The sequence below is a fragment of the Marinoscillum sp. MHG1-6 genome, from assembly GCF_024714475.1.
Lineage (GTDB): Bacteria > Bacteroidota > Bacteroidia > Cytophagales > Cyclobacteriaceae > JAMZMI01.
Map to the genome: position 1 here is coordinate 173370 of NZ_JAMZMI010000004.1, position 12097 is coordinate 185466.

A 12097-nucleotide genomic window follows, 5' to 3' on the forward strand; every position below is an offset into this window, starting at 1 on the left:
AAGACCAACGAAATGAAAAAATCAGGGTATGCAGATCTACCGCTTCATAATGGACGGGTGCCCAGGTGGCTGGCGGAGCGCATGAGTAGGTTGGGTGGTGCCATCGTGGAAGCCATCATCCTTGAGTATGGAAAATCTGAAGTGATCAGACGGCTGAGCGACCCTGCGTGGTTTCAGTCTCTGGGATGTGTACTAGGAATGGACTGGCATTCTTCCGGTATTACGACCTCTGTGATGGGGGCGTTGAAAGCAGCACTCAACCCCAGAGCCAAAGAGCTGGGCATCTATATCTGTGGAGGGCGGGGTAAACATAGTCGGCAGACACCCAACGAACTACTTCAAATAGCTAATGTCACTGGGCTCAATGGAACTGAACTGGTAAAGAACAGTCGACTTGCCGCTAAAGTGGACAACACCATGATCCAGGACGGCTTCCAAATCTACCTACACTCATTTATACTCAGCGACGAAGGAGAATGGACTGTGGTGCAACAAGGAATGAATGGCTCATCCGGCTATGCCCGCAGATACCATTGGCATTCGGCTGGGTTAAAGAGTTTCACCGAAGAACCTCATACCTTCATCTACGGCCACAACCGGGGACAAATACTAAACCTGACCGCCCAGGAGGCCCGTGAAACCAAATCAGGGATTTTAAATATCGCCTCAGAAAACCCTGATAGAATGATTGCTGAGATCCGAAAGATCCAATTACCGAGACATCACGATGTGCGCCAAACGGATGTTGACATCAAGCGATTGGGAGCCATACTGGCCCTGGCTCAGGAACTACCAACGCGCGATTTTGAATCGTTATTACTTCTGCAAGGATTAGGCCCCAGAACACTTCAATCTCTTACCCTGGTGAGCGAAGTAATCTATGGCACTGCCTCAAGATTTTCAGATCCAGCAAGATTCTCTTTTGCTCATGGCGGAAAAGATGGACACCCCTTCCCAGTTCCTACTAAAGTGTATGATGAAAGTATCAATGTGCTTAGGCATGCGGTGGATAAGGCCAAACTGGATAGTTCTGACCGTGTTAAGGCCATCCAATCCTTAAGCAAAGCGAGTGAAAAGCTTGAAAGGGATTTTCAACCATCGGGTAACCTTGAAAGCCTTATTGAAAAAGAGCGCAATGACTCCTGGAAATATGGTGGGCGTACAGTTTTGGGCTGGGCAAAAAAACCGGATCAGTTGACGCTGTTTAATTAAAAAGGTGGATCATATGATCCACCTTCTAAGGCAAATTAGAGCTGATCGGGTCTATAGCCTGGTTAGTCTATTACGATTTTTGTTTCAAAATTGACTCCGCTGTTATTGAGTCTTAGAAAGTATACCCCTCGTTTTAACCCTTGAGGAATAATAATTTCGGTTTGCAACTGGTTGAGAGAGCCCTTCATCATTTCCTTACCTGAAATATCAACCAACCTGAAGTCGGCATTCAAAACTTCAGATTGAGGTAGAACAATCTGAAATTGATTATTGGTTACCGGGTTTGGAAAAACGATTAGATCGGTCTCATCTAAATTCCCTGTGATACTGAATCGTGCCCCTGCTCCACTTGTACAGGTAATGATATTATCACTCGGCTCATAAGGTAGGGAGCTATGAATGACATCATCCACACAAAGTTCAACGGAAACGGCTCCCTTTGCTGTTCCAGTCGTTTTAAGAACTACAGTACCATCTGATGCAGTAAAGCCGGAAACGGACTCATTGAATGTTCCACTAAAAGTACCAAATATCTCTGCTGACTCTATTCCATTACCCAGATCGTCAAATACCTGAATAGTTGCCGTACCACGTTTATTACCTGCTCCAGCTCCTTCTGTTCCCGTAATTATCGAGTTGACATGTACAGTTGATCCAATTCCTCCGCCACCTCCAAGCGGTACAAATGTGAACTGCTGGTTTAGTTTGGATTGGTCCGCAGTCCATTGCACGAGATTTGCTCCATCCGCTGTAGAACCGTTGTCAATTTCTAGCACTTTTCCGCTATGCCTTGCCTTTACCTGATATTGGCCATTTCCGAGATCAATCAATCTAAATTGTTGAGCTGATCCACCCCAGTAATCCCAGGTTTGAACATTGCCTCCATCAGCCTGGGAAAACCCGGTAACATCCAATCCCACAGATGTGTTTAATGTAGGATGAATACTCCAATAATGATCATCAACCTTTTTAAACAGCCATTGCTCACAATCATCACCAGTTGACTCCTGATTAACATTGGTGCCATTGCCAGCTATCGGGCAGCTTCCATTAGGTGATCGCTGAACACCTAAATTTTTACTACTATGATTGGCAACAATTTTAAATACCCCATTGTCAGTTAGATTAGCTGTGACAGGAGTTGGTGGAGCAAACCCATTAATTGTGAAATTACGTGTAAACTCAGGCCATCCATTGACAAAGTTCATTTCCAGCAAATCCAGACGAGCAGGCCATCCATCCGCTGTAGTACCATCATAGTAATGAATGGACACTAAGTCCTGGCCATTATTATTGAAATATCCATAATGACCCGGGCCGATATACTTGCCTTCGGTTTGCAGAATAGCAGAAGAACCACCAGTGTAATTTGCATCCACTGACTGCCAAAGATTGTTTCCATCTTTATCAAAATATGGTCCGGTCGGGCTAGACGCACGTCCCACTACAATATTATAAGTGCTTTGGTTTCCTTCGCAGCATTGACCAAGATTCCAGAAGACATAATAGAAATTATTGATATAGGTTATTTGGGCCGCCTCACTGTAGGGTAAGAAATTCCCATTATTTCCTATGATACCATATCTTGGTCCGATGGTTTTGGCTGTACTTGGGTCAATTTCGTACATGAAAATTCCTCCCTGGTGAGAGCCAAATACCATCCAAACTTTGTTGTTTTCATCTCTGAATAGGCCAGCATCAATGCAATGAACTAGTTGCCCTTGATTGGTTAGTGGCTCATCCACGGATGATACGACCATTCCAAGGTCTTGCCAACTTGGATTATTCAGCGATTCGGTCACCGCCACACCAATGGCAGAACGCCATCCTGTTCCTCCGTTTATGGTTACCAAAACGGAGTAGTAGCAGTAATACTTACCCCCCATTTCAATAATGTCCGGAGCCCAGAAACTTCCATCAAAATTTCCTAAACTATTAATCCAGGAGGGCCAGGTTCCCACAGGGAATACCGGCTCGCCAATATTCCAGGAATAAAGATCATCCGAGTATCTGCTGATAATGCCGTCCCCAGTACCAAAGGTCCAGTGCATGGCACCTTCTTTAAGTATTGTGCTGGGATCATGGATCTCGTTTTCAAAATAAAGTTCGGCAGCTAGTGCCTGAAGTGAAAGCACCATTCCAATGATAAGAATGGTACTACTCTTAAGTATTCGATTCATCATAATTAAGGGTTTGTGGTTAGTGGCGTAATGTTAGACCTGCATGCGGAAATTAACTTTCCGTTTAATCACAATCCAAAATATATTTTGAACATTCTCTTGAATAACGAATAACGTATCCTTTGCGTCTCAAGTCATTTATCATTTTTCTGACCGTTCGTTCGGTACAATCAAATTGACTTTCAAGATCCTTCGGTGAGCTTAATCTTTCCTTTGTTATTAATTCCAGTAAATAATCCAGTCTTTGAGAATAAGTAAAGTAATCCATAATGTTAGGTTAAATGTGAATCTACCAGCCTTTTACCCTTAACCTGATGCTCAAAACCTAATCAACTGCGATGAATTATGGATGAAACCATCCAACTCTACTTTCTATCAGCATTCAATTGATCAATCAATGACTGCCAACCCTATTTTTATTGTTCGGCTACCTCCAACTCAACCTGAGGCCAACCATCTATAGTCCAGGAGATTTCTCTTATCATAAGCTTCGGAGCTCCATTGCTATTCAAATCATATCCATGAAAAACTAAATAGTCCTTATCATTGAAAGTATAGGCACTATTATGGCCCACTCCGGCCCAGCGGTCATCCCCTTGTACTACGAGGGTTCCTCCTCCCTGATCCATTCTTTTTCCTTCTTTATCCATGTAGGGCCCTGTTACATTATTTGATTTCCCTACAACAACTTTATAGGTACTTTCTTTCCCTCTGCAGCAGTAATCCCATGAAACAAACAGATAATAGCTGCCATCTTTTTTAAAGATAAAAGGCGCCTCGATTGCCGCGTCACCCGGTTTAGAATCATCTATAAAATCTGTTCGAGCTCTCTTTGCGACCGTGATCCACTGCTGTGGCTCCTTAGGTGCAGTGCGATCAGATGAGAGTTGAAACATTTTCATGCCCTCCCAGAAAGATCCAAAAACAAGCCATGGTGACCCTTTTTCATCCTCCACAAGGTTAGGGTCTATTGCATTCCAAAGATCACGACCAGGAATTGATTCTACGACAACGCCCTGATCCTCCCATTTATAGCTCGGATCATATGCATTTAATGTCTTGTTAGTAACCAAACCTATTGCCGAAGTGTTCTTGCCAAAAGCTGAAACAGAATAATACAGGTAATATTTTCCATTGTAATAGGAAATATCAGGGGCCCAAATGTGCCCCTTAAATCCCGGAACCACCGAGTCAGTCCAAGCCGGTGGCTCATCAAAAACAGACTCTTCCCGTTTCCACTCAACCATGTCATAAGAAGAAAAAACGCTGATCCCATTTCCAGTACAGAAAAGATAATAAGTGCCGTTCTCTTCAATCATTACCGGATCATGGACCCTTATATCTTTATCCTGAGCCACCAACTTTCCAAAAACGGATAACAGCAACACAACTAAATATATATTCGCTCTGACTCTCGATCTCATAAAACAATTCTTCTTTTCAAGTGAACCATTAAAAAAGTAAACCTTCTCCTTCCAGAATCAGTAGTATTTTATTGTACCTCTAAAACTGCGACTGAAAACGGAGGAAGCTCAAGAGAAATAGTTTCTCCCTTTAATTTCACGCTTTTGAACGACTCCGGATATATTTTTTCTGATTTCTCAAAAGAGTTAAAATCCTGTAGTTTATCTGACTTCAGTATGGTTGCTGCTACTTCTTTTCCTTTTACTCCAGGTAAATCCAAGGAGATCTTTTGTGAGTTTTTAGAATCAATATTCACCAAGGAAATATGTATAGCTCCTGACTCATCTTTTGAAGCCGAAGCAGATACAGCAGGCAATTCTTTTCCGTCAAATTGGTATTTTGGAGATTCAAATGATAGCGGTATCAAAGTAGCATCCTGATGTACGTTGTACATCTTCAAAACATGATAGGTCGGAGTAAGAATCATCTTTTCTCCCTCGGTTAGTATCACCGCCTGCAGCACATTAACTGTTTGAGCAAGATTAGCCATCCTCACACGATCTGCATGATTATTGAAAATGTTCAGACTCACACCGGCGATCATTGCGTCTCTCATGGTGTTTTGCTGATAGAGAAATCCCGGATTAGTACCGTCTTCTACATCATACCATCCCCCCCACTCATCAACAATCAATGCAATCCTTTTTTTAGGATCATATTTATCCATAATGGCCGAGTGCTTAGTTACGAGCTCTTCCATTTTAAGTGCGGTTTGCATAGTTGAGAAGTATTGCCCTTCGGAAAATTCAGAAGCAGAACCCTTGTCATTCCACTCCACAAATGAATAAGAATGCAATGCTACCCCTTCAATAAGATGCTTGGGGATATCTCTCATGAGTACTTCTGTCCAGTGGTAATCATCCACATTGGCACCTGAAGCAATTCTAAAAAGTTTATCACTATTAGACCAGTCCGTCATAAAAGTGCTGTACTGTCGGAAAAGGTTAGCATAAAACTCAGGTGTCATATTACCTCCACAACCCCACATTTCGTTTCCTACGCCCCAGTATTTTACTTTCCATGGCTTTTCTCTGCCATTAGCTTTTCTCAAGTCTGACATCGGGCTCACGCCATCATGGTTGACGTACTTCACCCAGTCTGACAATTCCTTTACTTCGCCACTCCCAACATTTCCAGCCAGATAAGGCTCAGCTCCTATACGCTCACACAAGTTAAGAAAGTCATGGGTACCAAAACTGTTGTCTTCAGTCACCCCACCCCACCAGTTATTGATCATGGTAGGCCTGCCTTCTTTAGGTCCAATACCATCCATCCAATGGTATGTGTCAGCAAAACAACCGCCAGGCCATCTAAGAACAGGCACTTTTAGTTCAATCAACGCATCAATGATATCATTACGAACACCATCAGTATTTGGAATCGCATTATTCTCTTCACCTACATATATACCATCATAAATACATCTTCCAAGATGTTCTGCAAAATGGCCGTAGATGTTTCTATTGATTACGTGCTCCCCTTTCGTGGCATCAACAGAAATGGTTGTCTGTGCAAAGAGTGAAGACCCAAAAATGGTTATAGCAAGGAAGATTGAATTTCTAATTTTGTTTAGCATCAATTTGATATTAGTTTTTTTAAATGGTTATGGCAACTGCTCAAATCCTACACGAATGATATAAAATGAATATGGTTCCAACGTAATAGACAACCCATTCCCGTCAGTCTCAAAAGTTGACTCACGAGGACTGATTTTACTGGTTTGGTCAAAAGTATTGAAGGCTGACAGGTCCTGTGAACTCAGGATCTGAAGTTGCCCGTTTTTCTTTAAAGACTCAATCCCCTCTATTGAAAAAGACCCTTCCTGTGCAACGTCAGCTGCATTAACAACTTTTAGGATCAACTCATTAGTCTCTTCATCTTTAGCTGCTGATGCGTATAGGTTTTTCTGACCAGTTACCGGCTCTCCTTCATAGGTTAGCGGTAAAACATGGGTTCCTGCATTGTTAGAAAACATCTTTTGCACGTAATAATTGGCAGTACCATAAGCGTCCAAATTATTAAACCAAATAAGGTCAGGAGTCCATTGCCAACCCTCAGCATGGGCAAATAGTGGAGCATAGGAAGTCATTTGAACTACCTCCGCATTTCGCTCAAGACCCGTCATGAAAGCAGCTTCTGAAAGTGCGGTCTCCCAGTTATTTTTATTATCCGGGCTCGCAACTCCTACACTCTGCGAAGCATATTCACCCACGAAAAGCTTAGGACCGTCACGGTCATAATCATCGTACCAACTAGCATTCTCCCTGAACCAATCCGGATTTCGATAAAAATGTTCATCGACTATCTCTGGCTGAAGCTTTTGATACTGTTCCCAGAGGTACTTAATCTCTTCTTCACCATTTGGAAAGATCGAACCATCTGATCCAGTGGCAGCAATGATTTGCATTTCAGGATAACTTTTCTTTACAGCCTCCACCATAGGGACATAACGTTCAATATACTGTGGACCCCATTGTTCATTCCCAATACCTAGCATTTTTAAATTAAATGGTTCCGGATGCCCCATATCCGCTCGCAATTTTCCCCATTTGGTATCTATTGATCCATTGGCAAATTCTATGAGGTCCAGCGCATCCTGAATATAGGGTTCTAACTCATCTAATGGGACAAGTTCTCCAGTATTAAACTGGCATGCCATTCCACAATTAATGATTGGCATGGGCTCTGCATCAAGGTCCTCCGCAAGCAGGAAATATTCGTAAAACCCTACACCAAAGCTTTGATAATAGTCCGGAGCAGGTCGATGATCAAACTCGAAATTCCAACGATTTATTGTCACTACCCGATCATCAATGTCACCAACCGTATTTTTCCATTGATATCGCTGGGAAAGATCGAAACCCTCGACAATACACCCGCCTGGAAAACGTAAGAACCCAGGATTCAAATCAGCAAGAAGCTCAACCAAGTCAGCTCTAAGTCCCTTTTTTCGTCCTTTCCATGTATCAGTTGGGAATAGGGAGACCATGTCAATATCAACAGATCCAACCCCTTCAAACCAAATATTCATTACTGCCTTTGCTTCAGTCTTTGAAGGAGTGAGGGTCGTTTCTAATGTTTGCCAGTTCTCATTAATTCCGGTGATTCTACTCTCAGCGAGAATTGCGCCCAGGGAATCTGCTAATTCAATTCTAATAGCCGATACATTTCCCTCAAATCCTTTGACCTGTATACTGAAATCATGAGGGATACCTTTTTTAATCCCCATTCCTCGAAAACCTTCGTTCATCAACCCCACTCCCGTACCCGGATCGTTGATCTGGATTCTCATGAATCTTGAATTTCTAGGATTGCTTGTACTTATAGGTAATGCCCGAGCTCCAAGACCTTCATCCTTTAGGAATTTCCAACCTCGTAACGGTTTATCAAACTCAAACGATCTGTTCTTGACCAATTCAGCATAAAGGCCTCCATCTATTGCAAAATTGATATCCTCGAAGAAGATACCATACATTGTGGGCGCAATAGGCGCAATTACTTGTGAAGCATCTACACGTAAGGCTAGAGGCTGTCCAGGGGAAGAAACCGGGATCTCCGCCCTGGGGGCACTACACCCATATACCAGCGCCACACTTCCGATAGCCAGTAAAATGTTTACTATTTTGTTCATGCTATTATATTTCTAAAATAAAGGCCTTTTTGGCCCGATTGATACAAGATTTTTCAAGGGAATCAATTCACTTTCTTTCCCCAAATGGTTTTTCCCGATGAATTCAAACCAGCAAAAACTATTGTCAATTTTCTAGGTGATGCTTCCCAATCCACTTCCCTCTCAACACACAATTTTACGGAGCCAATAGTAAGAATATTATTAGTTGCATCGAAAGACCAGGTACCTGTCAGGGCTCCTGTCGCTTCGTTATCTGAGCTAAGCTTAAGCTCTATAGATGTTTGCTGCACCAGGAACTGATAATTCAGATTAATGAGCTCCCAGGTTCCTACAAGTTCGCTCTCACTAATATCTTCTTCAGGTACTGCCGTATACCTTTCCGGCATGACCACAGGCCATCCGTCATCCGTCCATCTTACCTTTCTCACGTGCCCCATCATTATGGCATTACTTACATTGATACCGGGCACATCCTTTGGCAAGCGAGCTTGAGATGCATAAAACCAATCACCAGTTTCATGATTTTGAAACATGGCGTTATGAGAAAATCCGACCCAACCGGTATGATTATTAAACTTATATGGATGGGTAACAACAGGATAAACGTCCCCACCATTGGTAACTTCTACACCATTAAATCCTTTATAAGGTCCGGTAACATTTTCTGACCGGCAAACTCTTGTATTATATGGTACGTCCAAACCATCATAAGCCAGGAACAGGTAGTAATAGCCTGTTTCTTCATTATAAATCACTTCCGGTCCTTCTGATGCCTGCCACCTTGAACTGTTTCTGGTATAAATATGTGTTCCCCAGGTCGCCTGATCGTTGATATCAAATTTATTTAAAGGCAGACCAGTATCCGGGTCAATTTGAATTGCCGCGATGCCACTATGCCATGAACCATAAAACAACCAGTGCTCTCCACCTGGAGTACTCACATAAGAAGGATCAATGGCATTATATTTAAAATAGCCACTCCAACTATTTCTAGATGGTCTGGACCAATCTGTTCCAAGGTCGGAGACGGAACAAACCACCATTCCCTTGTCTTCCCAGGAATTAAGTGACGGGTCTTGGGTTTCCATCATGCCTATGAAGGCTCTTTCGGTCCAGGTGTTATCGAAATTTTCTGCTGTATTTGGCAGACCATTGCCTATATAATTGTCGATAATAATACTGTAATACATACGATAAACACTCCCTACCTTACGTACAACAGGAGCCCAGTGTCCATAAACCGGACTATCTATGGGACTTAAACCATATGAATCCCTAATGCTATTAAGTGAATCCTTTACCCAGGCAGGAGTTTGTGGCATGGAAGCCCCCATGTAAGTCCAATTGACAAGGTCCCGAGATCTACGACCGTGAAAGTGCCCATGACCCTCATGTGCATTACCATATGACGCATTTGTGGCATACATGTAGTAATAATTGCCATCCGAAACGACACTAGGATCGTGTACATTAGCCAGGTTCCAATCAAAACGGTTATCCCAGGAAGCAATAGGTGAATAGTTGTCAGCATAAGTTGGAATGGTATGCTCAAAACTGGTGTCCTCTTTTAATTTGATCCCTGTAGGTTTCAAATTATCATCGCTGCAACCCGTAAAAATTGGAACTGATATAATAACCGATAAAATCAATAAATACTTTCGTTTCATGCCTGGTGTATTTTTTAACCTGTTGGTTAAAATTCAATGCTTTTAATTTCTAATTCCTGTAAGACAATACTTAAATAACTTTCTTTCCTTAAAAAGGGTTTAGTGGTCAAAATTTCCTTACCAGCATACAAAAGGTACGCCGGTAAGGTTTTTTTTAATATCAAAGGACCCCTGTTATAAATTAACTATCGGACGAACCGTGTATCCCTTTTCAAAGAAAGCAGGCCCATTATCCTCATTCTTATTAGCCGAATTACCTTCAAGATTTGGGTTGGCATTCAGAATATTTTGGAATATTGGGAAATACTCATGTCCCTTGCTGTAGTTATCATAAGATGAAGCTGATGCGGTTGAAGCCGTAAGCTCTTCCGTAGAAGCTGTTCCATCAAGCTTATAATATGCATGCTCAACCAGCTGATTGAAACGATCCGTGTCGTAGAAGAATCCCCAACGTAGCAAATCAATACAACGTCCATTTTCGCAACCGAATTCCTTCGGACGCTCAACGTTGGCTATTTGTTCGAAAAGCGCATCAGCTGAAGGGAAATCCGCAAGAACCAGTGGTTCAAGCGCTACACGCTCACGCACTTCATTGATGTAATCGATGGCTACCTGAGTGGGTCCGTTGATTTCATTTTCGCATTCTGCAGCACGCAACAATACATCACTATAGCGCATCAATCGCAAGTTCACTCCACACTGCAATCCATTCGTGATAGAAGTATAAATGTTATTTCGTGCATTGGTAAACTTAGCGATAGAAATACCTCCCTGCGCATTATTGGATAATGGCGTTTCTGTTATCTCTTGCTGATAAACGATGTTACTACGAGGATCTCCGTCAGGATAGGCATCAGTATTCACACCGGTATATGTACTATATTCAGGCTCGTAAGTAACCAAAGTCCAATACAAACGAGGGTCAAGACGTCCATCTGTACTATTCTCTTTTTTGAAGAGGTTATACAACCATGGTGAACCAGCCAAATCACCCCAGCTACCCAATTCCTGCGATGCAAAGTTGCTTTCTATCGCGTGCCCTTGCGTTGCTTCTCTACTAATGTTCACTGGAGTCCACTCTTCATCCGTACCACCAGTACCAAAGTCCATAAACTGAACTTCGAAAAGACTCTCAATATTATTTTCATATTGAGCCCCCTCTCTAAAATTATCACCATAATCCGCAGTTAAGGCATAGGTTCCATAAGTACCGGCTATGATATCCTTCAGGATGGTATAAGCCTCAGAAAATTTATGACGGAACATCAATGCACGAGCCATGTAGCCTGCAGCTGCACCACTGGTAGCACGACCCTGAGCCCACTCACCACCAGCATCTCGTGTTGGCAACATTTTCATCGCTGAACCAAGGTCCAGCTCAATTTGGTCAAACACCTCATCTTGTGTGTTACTACCCGCATATAAAGTAGTAATATCTGAATAAGACGAATAGTCTGTTATCAAAGGAACCGTCTGATAGTATGTAGCCAAATTATAATAAGCCAAAGCTCGCAGGAAGAGAGCCTGTCCGGCGATCTGATTATATGAGTCTTCAGACATTTCTACTTCATCTACCTTTGACAGCACAAAGTTTGTGCGGTTTACTACGTGGTAGTTATCACGCCATGGCCACTCGTCACCAATCCCAATAGTACCAGGGGAATTCAGATTATCATATTCCAAATACCACTGTTGTGATGAATTCCATACTTCATCTCCACGTACAGCATCCAAAGTATACCCAACGCGAGCAAACGTACCCTCAAGGCGTACACGGTTATAACACGCGATAATAGCTTCCTGCAGTTCTGACTCAGAATCGCCAAAGTCGTAGGTGGTTTGATTATTCGGATTCTGAAGCTCCAGTTGGTCGCTGCAGGCCATCGTGCCCACAGTAAGTACCAACATTGCTAGCATTTTATATAAACTTTTCATATTGTTTT

At 42.5% G+C, this 12097-nt stretch carries 8 protein-coding genes; 1 reads left to right on the top strand and 7 read right to left on the bottom strand.

All coding sequences use genetic code 11. From position 1 onward, the window contains the following. The first annotated feature begins 12 nt into the window (after window positions 1-12). Window positions 13-1212: a DUF763 domain-containing protein gene (locus NXR94_RS10865; RefSeq protein ID WP_258104653.1), complete on the top strand. Its 1200-nt coding sequence runs from the start codon at window positions 13-15 to the stop codon at window positions 1210-1212. Between the two features lie 62 nt (window positions 1213-1274). On the opposite strand, the gene NXR94_RS10870 is transcribed toward NXR94_RS10865, so the two are convergent. The 7 genes from NXR94_RS10870 to NXR94_RS10895 all read right to left on the bottom strand — a co-directional run bounded on the left by NXR94_RS10870 (window position 1275) and on the right by NXR94_RS10895 (window position 12089). Next, window positions 1275-3395 carry a family 43 glycosylhydrolase gene (locus tag NXR94_RS10870; RefSeq protein ID WP_258104654.1) on the bottom strand — a complete coding sequence of 707 codons (2121 nt, stop codon included), beginning with the start codon at window positions 3393-3395 and terminating at the stop codon, window positions 1275-1277. Between the two features lie 61 nt (window positions 3396-3456). After that, window positions 3457-3660, bottom strand: a complete 204-nt coding sequence (locus NXR94_RS17180) for an HTH domain-containing protein (RefSeq protein WP_374988003.1) — start codon at window positions 3658-3660, stop codon at window positions 3457-3459. A gap of 148 nt (window positions 3661-3808) precedes the next feature. Further along, on the bottom strand, window positions 3809-4816 hold the full coding sequence (locus tag NXR94_RS10875; protein WP_258104655.1) for an arabinan endo-1,5-alpha-L-arabinosidase: 1008 nt from the start codon (window positions 4814-4816) through the stop codon (window positions 3809-3811). A 68-nt stretch (window positions 4817-4884) separates the two neighbouring features. Next, window positions 4885-6432 (bottom strand): alpha-N-arabinofuranosidase, encoded by a 1548-nt coding sequence (locus NXR94_RS10880; protein WP_258104656.1) that lies wholly within the window; start codon window positions 6430-6432, stop codon window positions 4885-4887. Window positions 6433-6459: 27 nt separating this feature from the next. Further along, window positions 6460-8487: an alpha-L-arabinofuranosidase C-terminal domain-containing protein gene (locus NXR94_RS10885; protein ID WP_258104657.1), complete on the bottom strand. Its 2028-nt coding sequence runs from the start codon at window positions 8485-8487 to the stop codon at window positions 6460-6462. A gap of 62 nt (window positions 8488-8549) precedes the next feature. After that, a complete protein-coding gene (locus NXR94_RS10890) occupies window positions 8550-10154 on the bottom strand; it encodes an arabinan endo-1,5-alpha-L-arabinosidase (protein ID WP_258104658.1) in 1605 nt (534 codons plus the stop codon). A 174-nt stretch (window positions 10155-10328) separates the two neighbouring features. Next, on the bottom strand, window positions 10329-12089 hold the full coding sequence (locus NXR94_RS10895) for a RagB/SusD family nutrient uptake outer membrane protein (protein WP_258104659.1): 1761 nt from the start codon (window positions 12087-12089) through the stop codon (window positions 10329-10331). Window positions 12090-12097 lie beyond the last annotated feature (8 nt).